Source organism: Armatimonas sp. (assembly GCF_043757465.1).
Taxonomy (GTDB): domain Bacteria; phylum Armatimonadota; class Armatimonadia; order Armatimonadales; family Armatimonadaceae; genus Armatimonas.
This window is the reverse complement of record NZ_JAYVPL010000114.1, coordinates 1-17,794: the sequence shown is the minus strand read 5'-3', so window position 1 is coordinate 17,794 and position 17,794 is coordinate 1. Positions and strand designations below refer to the sequence as shown.

Below are 17,794 nucleotides of genomic sequence, written 5' to 3'. Positions count from 1 at the left end.
TACAGCCTTCAATCTGGCTCGTTATTTCAACCTCGTCTTAGGACGTGATCTGGCTGAGGTCGCTCGATATGCCGTCTGAGAAATTAGCACACCCCGTTTAGCGGGAAAGTGGTAGCATGGAGGCCGATGAGCCTCTTCACTCTCCAGACGCCTGCCTTTATGCCCGTGGGCACCCAGGGCACGGTGAAGGCAATGACGTTCCATCTCTATCTGCGGTACGATGATCTTCGTCAATCTCGACGGCACCGGCGAGACAGAACTGCCGCTCACCGCCTCCGGTGCCTTTGTGAAGAAGCTGATTCGTCGTGAGTGTCCGCGCGATGATGAGTCTCGCCAGAGTGCTCTGTCCAAGGCATTGGCCTCTATCCCTGAGACTATATGGCTACCAGTCCGTGGGGAGATAGTCTTTCAGGAACTTGCCCCAGACATGCTCGCCGCTATTCATGCCCGCGATAATCGGGTCCACGATACGCGCCGCACCGTCCACGATGTCCAGTGGCGGATGAAAACCGTGCTGGGCGACTTTGCGTTCCGCGATCTGCACCGGGTCTTCGTCGGTCACCCAGCCAGTATCCACGGCGTTCATGTGAATCCCACTTGCTTGGTAGTCCGCCGCCGAGGTGCGAGTCATCATATTCAGCGCCGCCTTGGCCATGTTGGTGTGTGGATGGCGCGTCGTCTTAAACTTCCGGTAGAACTGCCCCTCCACCGCCGAGACATTGACGATATGCTTGTCGCGCTCCGGGGTGCGCAGCATCAACGGCTTGAGGCGCGCGTTGATCAAATACGGCGCGATGGCATTGACCAACTGCACCTCCAGAAGCTCCACCGACGGCACTTCATCCATCTGCAAGCGCCAGGAGTTACGCTCACGCAGGTCAATCTGCTGCAAGTCCTGATCGAGGCGGCCCTCGGGAAATAAATCGCGCTGGCCTGCCCCCTCGCCCGGAAGCAGCGCCATCTGCGAGAGCTTGGCGGCGGGGAGCAATTCATAGCCGCGCAGCCCCTCGTAGCCTCCGAGCAGCTTGCGCGTTGCCTCAGGGAGCGCCAAGAGCGGGGCTTGCTCTCCCTCCATCATATGGGCATAGAACTCCGGGGGGCGACGCACGGTCTGGCAGGCGTTGTTGATAATAAAATCCAGCCGCTCACGGGTATTAAGAAGATGGGAACAGAACGCCTCGACACTCGGGGTGTGGCGCAGATCCAGTCCGAAGATCTCCAAGCGCTCGGCCCACTCGGAAAAGTCTGGCTCCAGTGCATAGCGCGCTGCGGAGTCGCGCGGGAAGCGGGTAACCACGATTAAGTGCGCCCCAGCACGCAGTAACTTAATTCCCGCCTGATACCCAATCTTCACCCGCCCGCCCGTGAGTAGTGCCACGCGCCCTCGAAGATCCGCGAGCTCGGTGCGCTTGCCGTAGTTAAATGTCGCACAACTCGGGCAGAGCTGATCGTAGAAGTGATGGAGCTGGGTGTAGTGGCGCTTGCAGATATAGCAATACTGTGGCTCAACGGCTTCGCGAAAGTCTGGATCGTCCACTTCCTGCTGGCTATCGTCGGTGGGCGGAGCGTAGTTGGGTGTCACAAATACCGCCTCACGCCGCAGTTTCCGAATCCCGGTCTCTTGCAGGACGCTCTCCACCCGCTCGCGCTTATCGGTCTTACGTAGGCGCTTGGTGGCCTTCATTAAGTAACGATGACTCGCATCGTCGGGAGTCGCCACTTGCCCTGCCGCCTTCAGCAAGCGCGCGAGGTCGTCTTTGTTCAGATGAGCCAGCAGCGCCCGATCCTCCACAATCGCCTCTAAAACATCCATCGCTGCCCGCACATGCTGCGTCAGGTCTTCCGGGTTCTCACTTGTCAACATCACCAACTATTGTACGGCACCCTAAAAAAACAAAAAAGACGATCACACTTCGTTTTGAAGGGATCGCCGGGATTCGTTTCCTGGGTTTTCCAGGTCACTATGCATATAGTATATCCCAAAATGGCCCATCAGTACCACTTAAAAAGCATTTCCAGGAAAACTTCAAAGTAGTTATTTTCACAAAAATGACTGAATTTTAAGGACATTAAAAGAGATATAAAAGTATCTAATTCGTTTGAAATCTTGTTTTAATGTCTCTGATTTGTCTCACCTTTCATAGCCATTATTTTGGAATAAAGCCGCTCTCTTTGAGCTGGGCAAGGGTGGCGAAGAGTGGTTCGGGAAGCTGCGCCCAGTCATGCCAGCTCCAGCCGATGCATTTCTCGGGCTCGCGGCGCTTGGGCTGACCCAGAGACTCGGGGCAGTCGGCGAGGAGAAAGAGCGTGACGGAGTGCTTGCCTTCGGCTTCGAAGAGCGTGTTTGTGTAAGGGCCGTCGCGGAGCTCGCCAATGATCAAGCCGGTTTCTTCGAGCACTTCCCGCCGCGCACAGACCTCCAGCGACTCGCCGAACTCCAGGTAGCCGCCCGGTGGGGCCCAGGTTCCCGCACCGTGGGTGCCCACGCGCTGACCCAGGAGAAGTTTGCCCTCACGTAGCAGCAGCACCGCGACGCCGACACGAGGAAGTTGCATAGAGAGACAGTACCCCACTAGTGGAGGCAAAAACGGAGAAGATCCTAACGAAATACAGAAAATGAAATCGGGTAGAATGGCGACGACCCTATGAAAAGCCATGTCCGTGCGAGCCTTGAAGAAGCCCAGGTTGCCCTTGACTCTCTCCTCTCCAACGATGCCGCCCTTGAGGCGATCACCGAAGCGGGCCGCTTACTGGCTGAGACGCTCCGGGGCGACGGGCGGGTCTTTAGCTGCGGCAATGGTGGCTCGATGTGCGATGCGATGCACTTCGCTGAGGAGCTTTCTGGGCGCTACCGCTTGGAGCGGCGGGCACTTGCCGCCACCGCGATCAGCGACCCGAGCCACCTGAGCTGTGTCGCCAATGACTACGGCTACGAGCAAGTCTTCGCACGCTATCTGGAGGCACATGCTCGCCACGGCGACTGCCTGCTCGCCATTAGCACCAGCGGCACCAGTAAAAACATACTAGCGGCTGCCTATGTCGCCCGCGAGCGTGGTGTTCACATTCTCGCCCTCACCGGAAAGCCCGACACCCCGCTAGGCCGCATCGCCACGGTCGAGATTTGCACACCCGGCGGGCGCTTCGCGGACCGGGTGCAGGAGCTACATATCAAAGTGATCCATATCTTAATCGAGCTGGTGGAGCGCCAGCTTTTTGGAGAAACCTACACATGATTATTGAGCACTTCGCCCTCAATGTCGCCGACCCCGCTGCTATCGCGGCCTGGTATGTACAGCACCTGGGCTTTCAGGTCGTCCGGCACGTGGACAACACCACACAGACCCACTTTCTGGCCGACAGTGCAGGCCGCAGTGTGGTAGAGATCTACTGTAACCCGCCGGATCAAGTGCCCGACTATGCCGCTCTTGATCCGCTGATCGTCCATATCGCTCTGGTATCCGAAAACCCCGACGTGGATCGAGCGCGTCTGGAAGCAGCCGGCGCGACCTATGCCTCCGAGGTGCGCCTCCCCGATGGTTCGCAGCTCACCATGCTCCGCGACCCGTGGGGCCTCGCGCTCCAGCTCTGCAAACGCAGTACGCCACTCCTGTAGAGCATACCAGTTTTTACCAACAATCAAGAGCACGATGTCTTCGCTCTCCGATAGAAAGATCGCCTGGCTACTCTTCGCTGTAGCAGCACTACTCTACGCACTCACCATGTGCCGCACGATCTACACAGGCGACGACGGAGACTTCGAGCTGGCAATGGCGACACTGGGAGTCTGCCATCCCACGGGCTACCCACTCTTCACACTCCTGGGACGAGCGTTTCTTCTAGGACTGGAACCCATTATTGATGAGCCCGCGATGCGTGTCAACCTCATGACAGCGCTCTTTGGAGCAGCAGCCGTCGCCATCTTCTACCGATTCCTCGCCGCACTTATCTCCTCACGCCTCGTGGCTGCGAGTGCCGCACTCTTGCTCGCCTTTGCCCCGACTCTGTGGCAACAGTCGCTCTCGTGCGAGGTCTACACCCTCACGGCGCTCTTTTTGTGCACGGTGCTCTGGCTGAGCGTACGTCTGGAGCGCGGGGAGCGTGTGCTGGCTCCGCTGGTGCTAGTTTATGGTCTGGCGCTGACGAACAATCTGACGATGGCGCTGTTTCTGCCGGGGTTCTTGATGTTTGCGTGGCATAAAGTCGGCTTTAAGAAGCTCTTCGCCTACCTCCCTCTCTTTTTATTGCCTTTGCTTCTCTATGCCTATATCCCCCTCGCAGCCAAGTTTAGCCACTCCCCGGTGCTCTGGGGAAGCCCAAAGACGCCAGAGTTGTTCTACAAGCACCTCTCCGGTGATCTCTACCGGCAGCTCATGTTCTCTCAGCCGCTGAGTGTGGTTGGCGAGAATACGATCCGCTACGTAAAAGCCCTGGTTGCGGAGTTCGGGCCATGGACACTCTGGCTGGCTCCAGCGGGAATTGTGTCGCTCTGGAAGACTCAGCGGAGTCTACTCTTGCTAAGCGTTTGGATCGCTCTTGGCAGTCTTATTTATGTGGTGAACTACCATATTTTAGATATCTATGTCTATTACTTGCCATCGTTTATGATAATTACTGTTTGGATCGCAGCAGGAGCACTGTCTCTTGCACAGCGCATGGCTCTCAAGCCCAGCATCACCGCACTCGCCGCCATTGGCCTGCCCCTGATCGCACTAGGAACGCACTGGAAAGACGCTGACAAGAGTGGGAATTTTATCGAGGCGGATTTTTCCGAGAATATCCTACGCTCCGCCCCACATAATGCACTGATTGTCACGGACTCCAATGTCATTTTCACACTCTGGTACCAGAAGTGGGTGAAGCACCAGCGCCCCGATGTAGTGGTGGCAGAATGGAACACGCTGAGCAGTGCGCTACTCTACGATGCCTGGTACTACCGCCACCTGCTCGCGCAGTACCCCGCACTCGATAGTGCCATTGCTGGTGCAAGCCTCTCCACCACACAGTTCGCTGACGGCAGCTTCCAGCGGGCGTTTTTCCGGCAGGCCCTCACCGAAGGCCGACCTGTACTTTTAGTGCGCGATACCCGCTTCGCTCGCCGCAAGGTGCTCAATACCAGCCTCGCTGAGGTGGCTACAGAGTTTGAGCTCGCTCCCTGGGGAGTCACCGAGCGGCTCTATCTGCCCGGAACCCGCCCCGACTCTGAGGCGCTACTCGCCGCCAATCTTCCCCTCTGGGCACGCTTCACCACACGCGGGCTGCTCACGGGCTGGGGCGAGCGCGACCCGCTCCAGCGCCATATCTTCGTGCGCTACGCCGAGGCGTTCCAGGCGCTGGACGCACTCGCCAAAGAGACCGGGCATCCGGAGGCTCTCGCGGTGATAGAGAAGCGCATGGCAAGTCAGTAGCCAACACATATGCTATACTGGCGGCGGAGGACTACCCAAAGAATGAAACGATCCCTGTTTCTTCGCCAGGGCCTCGCGCTGACCGCACTGGTCTCGCTGTTTTCCCTGGCATCGTGTAAAGATCAGGCGGCGACGCCTGCACCCGGCGGAGAGAATCCCGCTCCAGTCGCCAAGGCACCAGAGGGCGGCGGAAGCTTTGATGCACCACGCAAGGCCGACGGCAAGCTAGCCGTCACGCTTATCACCAACAACAGCGCCGATTTCTGGACCGCTGCCGAGAAGGGTCTGGAAGCCGCTAAGGCCGAGCTGAAAGACTGCGATGTGTCGCGCATGACCCCCGCTGGCTCGTCTCCGACCCACGCGGATCAGAAGAGGACTTTCGAGGATGCCGTCGCAAAGGCTACCGATGGAATCGCTGTGACCCCCATTGACGGCAAGGAGTTCGCCTCGGTAATTGACGAGGCTATTGATAAAAAGATCCCGGTGATCTGCTTCGACTCCGACAGCGAGACCAGCAAGCGTCTTGCGTATCTGGGAACCAACAACTACGAAGCGGGCAAGGCCGCCGGTGAGGCCGCGCTTAAGCTCCTGCCGGGCGGTGGAAAATTTGTCGCATTTGTCGGCAACATGTCCGCGCAGAATGCCATTGACCGCTATAAAGGCTTTCAAGATGCTACCAAGGGCAAGATCGAGATGCTCCAGGAACCGTTCCAGGATCAGGCCGACCCGCTCAAGGCACAGCGCAACGTCCAAGACGCCATCACCAAGTACGGCGACAAGATCAATGGTTTCTTAGGCATCTGGGCCTACGACGGCCCCGCAATTCTCAATGCCGTCGAGAGCGCCAAGCTCCTAGGAAAAGTTAAGATCATCACCTTCGATGGCGCACCCGAGACCCTCGCCGGTCTGCAAGCCAAGAAGGTGGATGCTGCTGTAATCCAAAAACCCTACGAGTTCGGTCGGCTCTCCGCTAAGCTGCTCTATCTCATCAACCGCAAGGGCGTCAAAGCCGCGATTGAGGAGCTAAAGCCGGAGCTAGAGAAGGCGGGCATGAAAGTGGACGGCAACAAGATCGATACGGGCGTGACAACTGTCACCCCGGAGAACGTCGGGCCATTCGTCGAGAACATGAAGAAGCTGGGCCTCAAGTCCACGTAATCCCTGATTGCGTATTTTTCACAAAGGCTGTGCGTCGCTAGACGCATGGCCTTTTGATTTTCTAAAGTGTATTATGGATTGATTTTTGAGTCAGATAGGAACTAAGAAGAGTGGCGGTACAGAATCTTGGAAAACAGTCCGGGCCGGGCATAGTTGGTCGGCTACTGAAGTCACGAGAGCTAAGCGTGGTGGCGGTGCTGGCCCTGCTCTGTCTGGGGATGGCCTTCACTGAGCAACGCGCGAACTTCTTCGGGCCGCTCAACATGACCAATATCTTGCAGCAAGTGGCGCTCCTCTCGCTCTTTGCCATCGGCGAGACGATTGTGATCATCACCAGTGGCATTGATCTGTCGCTAGGCTCGATTATCGCCTTTGCCGGAATGCTGGTGGCGCTCTTTGTCACCAAGTTTTCTGGGGGGCTCATCGCAGGCCCAGCGGCGCTGATCGCAATTGTCCTGACGCTGCTCTGTGCACTGGCAATCGGGTTGCTCCACGCCACACTGATCCATAAGCTCAAGCTCCCGCCGTTTGTGGTGACTCTCGCTGCGCTTTTGGTTCTGCGCAGCCAGTCGCTCATCGTCAATAAGCAGCTCCCGATCTCCCTCAACGACTATCCGTTGATCACCAATCTCTCCAAGGGCTGGCCACTCTGGACGATGCTAGCGTTGGTGGCGATTGTGGTGCACATCCTGCTCACGCGCACTCGGATCGGGCGCTATCTCTATGCGCTAGGCGGCAACGAGCAGGCGACCCGGCTCTCAGGGGTGAATATCTTTAAGATCAAGCTCTTTGCCTACGGGGTCAGTGCACTTCTCGGGGGACTGGCCGGAATTCTCTGGGCGGGCTACGGACGACAGGGCAACCCACAGCTAGGCGTGGGCTACGAGCTAGATGCCGTTGCCGCCGCTGTCGTTGGGGGGGCGAGCCTCACGGGCGGGCGCGGCTCGGTGCCAGGAACCATTCTGGGAGCAACCCTGGTGATTACCATTCTCTCCGCCATCAACTTCACCTTCTCTAACCCTGACATCTGGCGCGGCACCGTGGTGGGCTGCGTGCTCCTCTTCGCCGTTCTGGTGACAGCACTCCAGCAAAAAGGCGGCCACGAGTGAGTTGCCCACCCCCCACCCCCCGCCAAGCGGGGGAGATAAAACGTCTTTCCGCAATGTCCCCCCGCCAAGCGGGGGTTAGGGGGTAGGATGCCAAATTTACTTCGTATGGAAGGCATCCAGAAGTCGTTTCCGGGCGTCTTAGCCATCCGCGAGGGGCGGCTGGAGCTGGAAGCGGGCGAGATCCATGCGCTACTGGGGGAGAACGGCGCGGGTAAGTCCACGCTGCTCAAAGTGCTCTCCGGAGCGCACCAGCCGGACACAGGCACGATCCACTTAAACGGCGAGCAGATCACGATTGCTGGGCCACGCGATGCCACCGAGCGTGGGATCGCAGTGATCTACCAGGAGTTCAATCTTATCCCTCAGCTCTCCGTGGCGGAGAACTTATTTCTGGGGCGCGAAAGAACCAAAAGTGGCTTTATCACCCGCGCCGACGAAAACGCCGCCGCGCAGGGGATTCTGAAGCGCCTCGCCGCGCCGTTTGACGCCACAACACCCGTCGGGGAGCTGACGGTGGCAGAGCAGCAGCTTGTCGAGATCGCAAAGGCACTCTCGCAAAATGCCAAAATATTAGTGATGGACGAGCCCACGGCGGCGCTCTCAGGCCGTGAGGTGGACGCGCTCTTTGCGATTGTCCGTGATCTCAAGGCGCAGGGAATCGGGATTGTCTATGTCTCGCACCGTTTGGACGAGATTTTCCAGCTCTGCGACACGGCGACCGTGATGCGCGATGGCCAGTGGATCGCCACCAAGCCCGTCTCCGAGTGGACCCGCCCGAAGCTCATTGAGTCCATGGTAGGTCGCGCCCTCTCCGCCGAGTTTCCCCCACGCGACCCCGAGCAAAAAATTGGCGCGGCACGGCTCGTTGTTAAAAATCTTGTGCGTGGCCGCGCCGTGCAAGGCATCTCGTTTGAGCTACGGCGCGGCGAGATCCTCGGACTTGCGGGGCTTGTCGGTGCAGGCCGCACGGAAGTGGCGCGTCTTCTCTTCGGTGCCGATCCACGCGACGCGGGCGAGATTGTTCTGGATGGCAGGACACTCCCGATGCGCTCGCCGCAAGAGGCCGTTCAGGCGGGAATCTGCCTGCTCACCGAGGACCGCAAACGCCAGGGCTTAGTGCTGGATCTGGCGCTACGCAATAACTTCGGCCTACCTAACTTAGAAAAGCTCGGCAAGCTCGGCTTTATAGACAGCCAGAAGGAGCGCGGGGCTTTTGGCAGCTACGTCGAGAGCCTTCTTATCAAAACGCCGCATCAAGAGCAGCTCGCCCGTAATCTCTCGGGCGGCAACCAACAGAAAGTCGTGCTGGCCAAGTGGCTCCAGGCCAACTCCGAGATCCTGATCTTCGACGAGCCGACACGCGGCGTGGATGTCGGGGCTAAGTACGAGATCTATGTGCTGATGCGCAAGCTCGCCGGCGAGGGCAAGGCCATTCTCATGATCTCCTCCGAGCTCCCCGAAGTGCTCGGCATGAGCGATAGGATCTTAGTGATGCGCGGCGGCAAGATCACCGGCGAGATCGAAGACGCCACCAAAGCCACCCAAGAGGACGTTTTGCATCTCGCGGTGGAGTAAGAGCCGCCCCGAATCGCCGCCCCCATAGACGGGGGCGTGATATTGTCGCTTCGCGACACGAAGGCCGTCCCGGCCATCCCGAATTATGGTTTTTTCCGGTTCAAGGCTTTTTGACGGTAGCGCTCCAGACGCTGGGCACGGTAGCTATCCAGAATCTCGTTCCATTGGGCTTTCGTTAGCGAGGAGCGAACCCATTCTTCGTGGGCAGAAAGAATCCAAAACTCGCACCAGCGCCCCAAGTCGGCTCGCACTTGCTGGTTCGTAGCAAGCCGCGCCCAGAACCCGATGTTGGCGCTGATTTCCGGATTGCACTCGTCTGTGGAAGTTACGAGAAAGTGAGAACATTCGTAGGCATACCATGAGGCTCGTTGTAAAAAATGATCGTCGGGTGGTGGATGGACATAGCTCTCTTCAATTTTGTTGTAGAGAAAGGTCAGCCAGTCATGGACATTTATCGCAGCATCCGATTCCTCGCGAAACTCCGGGAAAGAGCGCTGTGCCTTGAGTCGCCAATCACGTGCACTGCGGAGTTTTTCCTGAATTTCGGGGATGGTCTCCGGCATGGGTTGAGTGTACCTCACGACATTTGGACGATGCGGTACACTGAAGCTCGGAGTGTTGTATGCCAAGCCCGTTTCCTGGAATGGATCCGTATCTGGAGTCGCCGGAGTTCTTCCATGATGTCCATATTCTTCTTATTGCACAGCTTACCGAGATCTTAAACACGCACCTGCCGGAAGGCTTTTCGGCGCGAATGGAAGAGCGGGTCTACGTCGGCAGCGACGAGCCTTTCGATCCTGATGTCGCGGTTCTACGCCTGAGTAGCGCTCCCAATGTCCCCACGGCTTCGGGCTCCGTCGCTGTCGCGACACGTCCTACTTCCCTTCCCCGCCGGATTCCCCTTGCTGTTTGGGAGGAGCGGTTGCAGCACATAGAGATCGTCACGGCGCGGGGACGGCGGCGTGTGGTGACTGCCATAGAAGTTCTGAGTCCGGTCAATAAGCGGGGTAAAGGACGCGAGCAGTATCTCGAAAAACAACGAGCGCTTCTTCAGAGCCCGGTGCATCTGATAGAAATTGATCTTCTGCGTGGCGGCCAGCATTCCGTTGCCGTAGATGCAACTTTGCTCCATGAAGAGACCGACTGGGACTATCTCGTGTGTCTGCACCGGGCGGGGGCAGGCGTTGTCGAGTGCTGGGATATTCGCCTTCCTGAGATGTTTCCTGAAATCCCCATTCCTCTGACCACGGAGCTTCCTGATTTTAGGATAGACCTGCAAGCGGCCTTTGATACACTCTATGACAAAGGGCCGTTTCGCCGCGAAGTGGACTACACTGCCGCTCCAATCCCCAGGCTAAAAGGCGAGACGGCCACTTGGGCGGAGCAGCTCCTGCGGGCAAAGAAGCTTCGTTAAGGTGACAGCTCCTGCCGCTTTCTCTGCCCTCCGCCATCGTAACTACCAGCTTTTCTTCTCGGGGCAGGCCATCTCGCTGATCGGCTCGTGGATGCAGATGACGGCGCAGGGGTGGCTGGTGACGCTGCTGGCGGGGAGTGAAAAAGAGGCGAGCGCGGCGCAGGGCTGGATCATGACGCTGGGATCGCTACCGATGCTGCTCGGGGCGTTCTATGGCGGCTGGTTCGCGGATCGTTTTTCAAAGCATAGCATTGTGCTCTGGGCGCAAGTGGCACAAGCTGTGCTGGCGCTAGGCATGGCGGCTCTCGTGGCGACGGACCAGATGCGACTCTGGCATGTGGCGATTTTCGCCGTCTTGTTGGGCATTACCAATGTCTTTGATATTCCCGCGCGGCAGGCGTTTATTGTGGAATTGGTAGGCAAAGAGGATCTGCACAACGCCATTGGCCTGAACTCGTCGCTCTTCAATGCCGCGCGGGTGCTCGGGCCTGCCGTGGCGGGCTTACTGATCGCCGATAAGCAGCGGGCGATGGCTCCGTGCTTTCTTGCCAACGGGCTCTCGTATCTCGCGGTGATTGTCGGGCTACGACTGATGCGGGGGAATTTCGCGCCCAAATCAACCGGGAAAGAGCCCCCCCTCAAAGGGGTCACAGAGGCACTGGGCTATCTTAAGCAGCACCAGCCCATTGTTGCGCTCATGGCGATTCTGGCAAGCTTCTCAGTCTTTATGGCGGGCGACTGGATTCTCTTGCCTACACTGGCGAAGTTCACACTGGGTGCAGATGCGGCGCGCTACAGCCACTTAATGAGCGCCCGGGGTGTGGGGGCACTGTTGGGAGCGCTGCTCTGCACGCTTCTCTCGGCATCGCCCTACAAAGGCCGGATCGTGACCATTGGCGCGGTGTTCTTCCCGCTTCTCTCTCTGGGAACCGCGCTCTGCCATAGCCTAACCTGGGCCTTTGTCTTTGCGCCGCTTTCATCGTTTTGCATGATCTGCGTCTTTGCCACCAGCAATAGCCTCATCCAGGCCTCGGTTCCCGATGCTTTACGAGGCCGCGTGATGGGAGTTCATGCGTTTCTGATGATGGGCCTGACGCCTTTTGGGAGTCTTTGGGCGGGGATTGTGGCCTCACGCACCAGCACGTCTACGGCGATGGCACTGGGAGCGAGCCTCGCGGCAGCCAGCGTCTTTCTTGCGGTCGTGCTCTCCCCGGGCTTGCGCCGCGCCCGACAGACACTTGTGGGAGAGGGTAAAAGTGAAGGTGAAGATGAGGTTAGCGATTTGGCTGGGTGAACCAGGCGGGCATCTCTTCGAGTGTGGCGACCAGCTCCTGCTCCGACCCGTTGCGCCAGATGGTGAGCTTCAACGCCTCACCAATCGTGTGACGGGCGATAATCTTGCGCAGTGCTTCGTCGTTGTCCAGAGGCTTGCCATCGGCTTTTCGCAGGACATCCCACTCCACGATCCCACACTTCTGGGCGGGAGAGCCCGGTGCGACGGAAGTGGTATTGTTTCCGGAGTGGACAAGCATTCCCTTGCCATCCGGCGGTAGAGTTAGGTTGCCAGGAAGTGCGCTGCGATCCGCGTCAGAGAGCGGGGTGTAGATCACGCCCAGATACGGTCGCAGCACTTTTCCGTTCTCAATCAGCTGCGCGGCGATCTTGCGGGCCGTGTTGATAGGAATGGCGAACCCGATCCCCGTGGACGCTCCCGTGGTGGTAGCGATCGCCGTATTGATCCCGATCACCCGCCCTTCAATGTCGGCGAGTGCCCCCCCGGAGTTACCGGGGTTGATGGAGGCATCGGTCTGGATCACTTTCTCAAGCGCGGCACTGTCCTGACGGGGATAGTGGCGGTTGAGCGCGGAGACGATTCCAAGGGTGACGGTCGAATTAAAGCCGAGCGGGTTGCCCACCGCAATCGCCCAGTCGCCGACGCGCACGGCATCCGAGTCGCCGAGCAGTGCGGGCGTGAGATTTTTCGCGCCCAGCAGCTTGACGACCGCCAGATCGCTGGCGACATCACTCCCAACAATCGTCACGGAGAAGCGTCGCCCATCGGAGAGAGTCACCTGAATTTTAGCATCTGGCTGGTTGAGCACGGGTGCCACAACATGCTGATTGGTGAGAACGTAGCCCTCGGCGGAGAGGAGAATCCCGGAGCCAGAGCCCTCAAAGCGCCGATCCTGAGTCCTAAACTGACCGAGGAAACCCTGTCCGGGGACGCTCTCATGGCCCTCAACTTCAATATTGACCACAGCCGGTGCAACCCGCCCTGTTGCGTCGGCGATGGAAGGCAGTCCACCAGAGCCGTGTGCACCCCCGAGAGCAGGCGTCTGTGCCAGCGCCTCCGAGAGCGCACGCCGTCCTGCGGGCAGATTCGGAGGTCGGCTTGCCCCGGTGCGGCCTTGCGCCAGATACAAAATCAAGGCACACGCAGCAAAGCCGGTGACAAACGTCGCCCCATAACCCAGTGCCGTCTTCACGTCAGCAGGCTCCGCCTACTTCTTCTCTGCGTCTCGCTCGTCTATGCCCTTCTTAAACTCACGGGTTGCCTCACCCAATCCCTTTGCCAGCTGCGGCAAACGGGACGCGCCAAAGAACAACACAACAACCAAGACGATCACCAGCCAAGCGCTGGGAGATGTCCAATAAGCAAACGATAGCATCTTCTTTCCTCGGCCTCCATTGTATCGCGAATTCCACATCCCCTAAAAAAACTCATCTCTTTTCTTCGCCTTCCTCCTAAGGAGAAAATCCTCAACCGCACACTATTCTAGTCATGAACGCGACCATCAAGAAAATCCAGACACCTGCCAAGCAGCTCTGGCGTGCCCTTGCAGCCCACCAGAACCGAGGATTTTTCACCCCCTGCGCTTCGCAGCAAGTTCCGGCTCAAGACGATCTTCACGTTCGTCTTCCGCAGGGCCTGGATCTGCGTGCGAGTGGACCGGGCTTCGACAATCAGCCTGCCCATCTAGAGATTGCGTCCTCTGGGGAAGCTACTCTTTATGTTGCTGGAACCGTCGTCCCCTTTGGTCTGCTCTCCCAGCAGCGTGTCGAGACCGGCTGGATGATCAGTGGTCTACGGCTCCGCGGGGCGATTCGGTTCGGGCAGAGTGCTGTCACTCTGATGGTGCCGGATCGTGAAGATGTCCCTTATCTGCTCCGCGCTCTTGCCCCACAGGCGGCGGCGCCGGCGCAGTATTTCCGCCCCGCTCTGGCCGCCTAGGTGTTTACAAAAACACTTACCTGAAACCTAGCACAATCCGTATAATCCCTGATAGACTTACGGGGGTCGGCGACAAGGCCTGACAGAAATATTTGCAAAGATTTTAAAATGACGGTGAGCCCCATAGATTCTCCCGCGGACTACGATCCCGCGGCTTTTGCCCGTCCCTCGGTCACGGTGGATGTCGCGGCGTTCACGGCGCGGGAACGTAAGCTTCATGTTCTGCTGATCAAGCGCGGTATCTGGCCCTTTGAGGGCCACTGGGCGCTTCCAGGTGGCTTTGTTCAGATGAGCGAAGACCTCGATACCGCTGCCTATCGCGAGCTTGCCGAAGAGACGGGTGTTGCGGGCGCTGAGTTTCTGGAGCAGCTCTACACGTTTGGAACAGTAGACCGCGACCCTCGAACCCGAGTGATCTCCGTGGCCTACTACGCCCTCTTGCCCGAGCCCCGTATCGCCCCACGCGCTGGTACCGACGCCGCCGAGGCACAGTGGTGGCCCGTGGAGGAGCTTCCTTTCCTGGCCTTCGATCACGCCAAGATTCTCACGACCGCCCTGAGCCGCTTGCGTGCGAAGCTGGCCTATACCAGTGTCGCCTACGCCCTCCTCGCGCCAGAGTTCACGCTCACTGAGCTACAAAATGTCTACGAGCTGATTCTGGGCCGTGAGCTGGATAAGCGCAACTTCCGCAAGAAAATGCTCTCGACGGAGCTCCTCGAAGGTCTGGAAAAACAGCGCCGTGGTGGTGCCCATCGCCCCGCACAGCTCTTCAGCTTCACCAAGCGTGAACCCGTCTTCTTGGATTAGCATCCTACGCATCCCTCCCCTGGCCCCTCCCTTCGCTTCTCCGACGTTCCGTCTACGAAGGGAGGGGAATTTGCTCTTTAGCAAATCTTCGTGTATAAACGACAAATAAAGTATGCCGATCAAGTTCTATAGCAAGACCAACGGTAACGCTTATCTCTCGAATTTCTCCTCACATGGCTTTGAGCTTGGCGGGGTCTACTGGCCAACCGTGGAGCATTATTTCCAGGCGATGAAGTTCCCAACGCACCCGGAGTACCAGGAGAAAATACGCCTGGCAAAGTCGGCAGGACAAGCCAAAACGCTGGGCCGCACACGCGCCACCCAAGGCCGCACCGGGACGGGCAAGAATCGCCTGGGCGAGATTCTGATGGAGACCCGCGAGGGCTACAGATCCGCCCCATGAAATGAGGCGTCAACAGTAGCGTTCCGCCGCAAAGCCCATTCCGGGCTACCGAATTTGTTCCCAGCCCGGCACGGGCTTTGCGGCACGCAGTGCTATTGCAGACGCCGATTTCAATCGGCGGGGATAGGGGCGGGCACGTACTCAATCCGGGCGGAGTAGCCGGGGCGGATGAGGTGGAAGCGGTTGTACCACCAGCCCCGGACATTCTCAATCTGCCCCACTTGTGTCACGGGGCCAGGCTGCGCGATCAGGCCGTAGGTGTAGAACTGCCCGTGATCCACTTTATAGGTCAGCCGGTCGCGCTCGCTCATGCAGCCCGCGGGCGACTCGCCGTAGATAATCAAGACCCCCAGCGTGCTGTCATCGTAGGTGGTGAAGCGGCGGTCCCTCCCCCAGCGGTCGAGGCAAAAGCGCCAGCCCTCACGGGTGAGATCTGCCGAGCCGGGATCAAGGTCGCCAAGATCTACCCCGAACCCCCGTGGCAGGGGCTCGTCTTCCCAGCGTTGGACCTCCTCCGCAAGTTCCTGTTCGCCCCAGATTCGCACCAGGCCACGGCCCACCAAGTCCGCCAGCGCCTGCGCCACGTGATCCTCGGAGAGCTGACCTCGCAGAATTGGCGGCGGTGGTGCGTTTCGGGCATCGTCCAGCAGGACAATCGGCTCACGCGGCCCGGAGTCGTAGAGGTGCCAGAGAACGGCTAGCTCCGGGTCAGTTAGCTCCAACGTGCAAAGTCCTCCTCCGTCAGTCGGTACACCCGCCAGTCGTCAAGATGGTGTGCGCCGCGTTTTTCGTAAAAACCCTGGGCCAGGGTGTTCCAGTCGAGACACGTCCACTCCAGCCGCCCACAGCCCAGGCGCTTGGCCTCGCGCACCTGGAAATCAAAGAGCGCACCACCCGCGCCTTTTGAGCGCACATCGGGTCGCACAAATAAGTCTTCGAGATAGAGTGTCGGCTTGGCCAGAAAAGTCGAGTAGGTAAAGAAAGTGATGGTGTAGCCCAGCGGCTCCGGGTTCATGGCTTCATCCTCAAAGGCCAGATACACAAAAAAGCGCGGTAGGTGACTGTCAAATGCATCGGCAATCAGGCGCTCTTTGGCATCTTCCGTGGGGCCAGCAAGCTCCTCATAGTCTGCCAGTGCCTGGATGAGTGCAAGAAAGCGTGAAGCATCGGAGCGTGTTGCAGATCGAACGGAGAGGGACATAATCGCTATTGTACCTGTGCTTGACAAATCTCTGGGAAGGGATAATACTGCACCAAGGAGCTAGTAGACCGCATGAAAAAAGTAGACGCTTCGCGCCCTGGCCTCAGCCTTCCGACACGGCTGGGAGTTCTGGCACTTGCGACGTTTATTGGCATTATTGGCTGTGTTGCCCTTGCCGCGAAACAAAATGGCACCGATGTCGGCTCGTTTGTGAGCACTCTGGATTTTGGCAAGGCCTACAGCAAGCAAAATATCAACTACACGCTTGCAGGCGTGAGGCTCAAGATGGGCGACCGCAAAGGCGCAGCCGCTTTGATACAAACTCTCCCGTTCCGCCGAGGAGAAGAAGACCATGAGAGCTATGGAGATCTCCGTAAAGACCTTATCAGGGCGCAGATTGCAGCAAGGGAGTTTCGGGAGGCGCTACGTAGCACCCAGAACGACAAAGACCTCCTGGTTGAAGTGCTTTCCGCGCAGAGCCAGCATCAGGGTCTGGATCGCACGCTTGCCAATGCGTCCTCGCTTCCCGAGCCGGAGCGCTCCACGGCTCTCGTACCGCTTACCGCACAGTTCGCCGAAAAGGGCGACACCACGGTGGTGGAGCGCCTTGTGGAGCAGTTGATCCCCACAACCCGTGAGGGAGTCTACACCAGCCTGATGTCGGCGTACTACAGGGCGCACAACTTCCCCGCAGCCCTCACCACAATTCGGCGCATCGCGGATAAAGCCAAGCAGGAATCGGCTCTCGCGTCGCTGGGCACGTCGTGTATGACGGCGAAAGATAGTGAGGGACTGAGGCGGGTTCTGGAGCTGCTGCCGCAACGCGCCCGCAAGCAGCTTCTCCAACAATCGGTGCACTTTCTGGGCTCCCCTCAGGTGTCATTGGAGATGATTGGCGCCTACGCGCACCCCGATGACCTCCCTGAGCTGGTGCGTAGTCTCCTCTCCGTGGCACGGAGCAAGCAGGACAATCAGACAGTGCAGGTGGCTCTGGCTCTCCTTCGCACGCAGACCTCAGAGGAAGGGAAGAAAATCTACGATCAGGAGTTGGAACGGCTTCTCTCTGGAAACCTGGAGACTTTTTCTGACCCACTCCCCCTCGCGCTGAGTGTCCGCCAAGACGATGTCCGTTATCGCCTTTTGGTACGCCTAGGGGAGCACTGGGGAAGGCAGAAAAACTGGCCAGGGCTGGATCAGCTACTCACGGTACTTCGTACTTGCCCTGACCCACAAAAATTACGCAACCTGGCCAGCTTGTGCCCTCATGATCTCGTGATCGTCAATACCATCTTCTCCCTCCCGCGGAGCGAGCGAGAGCAGGCAGTTCGACTGGCCCAGCAAATTCTTGATCCTGAGCGACGGAAACAGCAGCTTGACTCTCTGAGCCGAAGGTGACTACTCCGCACGCATGAATGCGACGGCTTCTACAGATTGACTGACTCTCTGTAGTCCCAGAGAGATTATGTTCAGGGCAGCGTTGTGGTCACGGT

20 protein-coding genes are annotated in these 17,794 nt (G+C 58.5%); 13 read left to right on the top strand and 7 right to left on the bottom strand.

The features are described 5' to 3' along the window. Positions 1-126: 126 nt before the first annotated feature. Positions 127-309 carry a hypothetical protein gene (locus tag ACH2ED_RS15300; protein WP_395092832.1) on the top strand — a complete coding sequence of 61 codons (183 nt, stop codon included), beginning with the start codon at positions 127-129 and terminating at the stop codon, positions 307-309. Between the two features lie 73 nt (positions 310-382). Here ACH2ED_RS15300 and ACH2ED_RS15295 read toward each other — a convergent pair whose 3' ends face one another. Both ACH2ED_RS15295 and ACH2ED_RS15290 read right to left on the bottom strand, forming a co-directional pair. Next, positions 383-1,864, bottom strand: a complete 1,482-nt coding sequence (locus ACH2ED_RS15295; RefSeq protein WP_395092829.1) for an SDR family NAD(P)-dependent oxidoreductase — start codon at positions 1,862-1,864, stop codon at positions 383-385. A 283-nt stretch (positions 1,865-2,147) separates the two neighbouring features. Beyond that, positions 2,148-2,555: an NUDIX hydrolase gene (locus ACH2ED_RS15290; protein WP_395092827.1), complete on the bottom strand. Its 408-nt coding sequence runs from the start codon at positions 2,553-2,555 to the stop codon at positions 2,148-2,150. A gap of 90 nt (positions 2,556-2,645) precedes the next feature. Here ACH2ED_RS15290 and ACH2ED_RS15285 point away from each other — a divergent pair, with 90 nt between their 5' ends. The 6 genes from ACH2ED_RS15285 (at position 2,646) to ACH2ED_RS15260 (ending at position 9,247) form a co-directional block, all read left to right on the top strand. Further along, positions 2,646-3,233 (top strand): SIS domain-containing protein, encoded by a 588-nt coding sequence (locus tag ACH2ED_RS15285; RefSeq protein WP_395092824.1) that lies wholly within the window; start codon positions 2,646-2,648, stop codon positions 3,231-3,233. After that, positions 3,230-3,613 (top strand): VOC family protein, encoded by a 384-nt coding sequence (locus ACH2ED_RS15280; RefSeq protein WP_395092822.1) that lies wholly within the window; start codon positions 3,230-3,232, stop codon positions 3,611-3,613. The genes ACH2ED_RS15285 and ACH2ED_RS15280 overlap by 4 nt, the downstream gene beginning before the upstream one ends. 34 nt (positions 3,614-3,647) lie before the next feature. Further along, the gene (locus ACH2ED_RS15275) at positions 3,648-5,405 is read left to right on the top strand and encodes a protein O-mannosyl-transferase family (protein WP_395092820.1); all 1,758 of its coding nucleotides are present in this window, start codon (positions 3,648-3,650) and stop codon (positions 5,403-5,405) included. A 42-nt stretch (positions 5,406-5,447) separates the two neighbouring features. Next, the gene (locus ACH2ED_RS15270) at positions 5,448-6,563 is read left to right on the top strand and encodes a substrate-binding domain-containing protein (RefSeq protein WP_395092817.1); all 1,116 of its coding nucleotides are present in this window, start codon (positions 5,448-5,450) and stop codon (positions 6,561-6,563) included. A 110-nt stretch (positions 6,564-6,673) separates the two neighbouring features. Next, the gene (locus ACH2ED_RS15265) at positions 6,674-7,672 is read left to right on the top strand and encodes an ABC transporter permease (RefSeq protein ID WP_395092814.1); all 999 of its coding nucleotides are present in this window, start codon (positions 6,674-6,676) and stop codon (positions 7,670-7,672) included. 87 nt (positions 7,673-7,759) lie between these two features. Continuing rightward, positions 7,760-9,247, top strand: a complete 1,488-nt coding sequence (locus tag ACH2ED_RS15260; protein WP_395092811.1) for a sugar ABC transporter ATP-binding protein — start codon at positions 7,760-7,762, stop codon at positions 9,245-9,247. An 83-nt stretch (positions 9,248-9,330) separates the two neighbouring features. Here ACH2ED_RS15260 and ACH2ED_RS15255 read toward each other — a convergent pair whose 3' ends face one another. Beyond that, a complete protein-coding gene (locus ACH2ED_RS15255) occupies positions 9,331-9,810 on the bottom strand; it encodes a hypothetical protein (RefSeq protein ID WP_395092808.1) in 480 nt (159 codons plus the stop codon). Between the two features lie 59 nt (positions 9,811-9,869). Between ACH2ED_RS15255 and ACH2ED_RS15250 the strand changes: the two genes are divergently transcribed. Both ACH2ED_RS15250 and ACH2ED_RS15245 read left to right on the top strand, forming a co-directional pair. Further along, a complete protein-coding gene (locus tag ACH2ED_RS15250) occupies positions 9,870-10,661 on the top strand; it encodes a DUF4058 family protein (protein ID WP_395092805.1) in 792 nt (263 codons plus the stop codon). 1 nt (position 10,662) lies between these two features. After that, positions 10,663-11,955, top strand: coding sequence for an MFS transporter (locus tag ACH2ED_RS15245; RefSeq protein ID WP_395092804.1), 1,293 nt, complete (start codon positions 10,663-10,665; stop codon positions 11,953-11,955). Here ACH2ED_RS15245 and ACH2ED_RS15240 read toward each other — a convergent pair. Beyond that, positions 11,936-13,147: a S1C family serine protease gene (locus tag ACH2ED_RS15240; RefSeq protein WP_395092801.1), complete on the bottom strand. Its 1,212-nt coding sequence runs from the start codon at positions 13,145-13,147 to the stop codon at positions 11,936-11,938. The two genes, ACH2ED_RS15245 and ACH2ED_RS15240, sit on opposite strands and share 20 nt — an antisense overlap. A 15-nt stretch (positions 13,148-13,162) precedes the next feature. Then, positions 13,163-13,330, bottom strand: a complete 168-nt coding sequence (tatA, locus tag ACH2ED_RS15235; protein ID WP_309687278.1) for a twin-arginine translocase TatA/TatE family subunit — start codon at positions 13,328-13,330, stop codon at positions 13,163-13,165. Positions 13,331-13,443: 113 nt separating this feature from the next. On the opposite strand from tatA, the gene ACH2ED_RS15230 reads away from it, so the two are divergent. From ACH2ED_RS15230 to ACH2ED_RS15220, 3 genes are all read left to right on the top strand, one after another. Further along, a complete protein-coding gene (locus ACH2ED_RS15230; RefSeq protein ID WP_395092798.1) occupies positions 13,444-13,893 on the top strand; it encodes a hypothetical protein in 450 nt (149 codons plus the stop codon). Positions 13,894-14,007: 114 nt separating this feature from the next. Continuing rightward, positions 14,008-14,700: an NUDIX domain-containing protein gene (locus ACH2ED_RS15225; RefSeq protein WP_395092796.1), complete on the top strand. Its 693-nt coding sequence runs from the start codon at positions 14,008-14,010 to the stop codon at positions 14,698-14,700. 112 nt (positions 14,701-14,812) lie between these two features. Then, positions 14,813-15,103, top strand: a complete 291-nt coding sequence (locus ACH2ED_RS15220) for an NADAR family protein (RefSeq protein WP_395092793.1) — start codon at positions 14,813-14,815, stop codon at positions 15,101-15,103. A 110-nt stretch (positions 15,104-15,213) separates the two neighbouring features. On the opposite strand, the gene ACH2ED_RS15215 is transcribed toward ACH2ED_RS15220, so the two are convergent. Together ACH2ED_RS15215 and ACH2ED_RS15210 are read right to left on the bottom strand one after the other, a co-directional pair. Continuing rightward, positions 15,214-15,825, bottom strand: coding sequence for a hypothetical protein (locus ACH2ED_RS15215; protein ID WP_395092790.1), 612 nt, complete (start codon positions 15,823-15,825; stop codon positions 15,214-15,216). Next, positions 15,816-16,304 carry a GNAT family N-acetyltransferase gene (locus ACH2ED_RS15210; protein ID WP_395092787.1) on the bottom strand — a complete coding sequence of 163 codons (489 nt, stop codon included), beginning with the start codon at positions 16,302-16,304 and terminating at the stop codon, positions 15,816-15,818. The genes ACH2ED_RS15215 and ACH2ED_RS15210 overlap by 10 nt, the downstream gene beginning before the upstream one ends. A gap of 72 nt (positions 16,305-16,376) precedes the next feature. Here ACH2ED_RS15210 and ACH2ED_RS15205 point away from each other — a divergent pair, with 72 nt between their 5' ends. Continuing rightward, on the top strand, positions 16,377-17,699 hold the full coding sequence (locus ACH2ED_RS15205) for a hypothetical protein (RefSeq protein WP_395092785.1): 1,323 nt from the start codon (positions 16,377-16,379) through the stop codon (positions 17,697-17,699). Positions 17,700-17,794 lie beyond the last annotated feature (95 nt).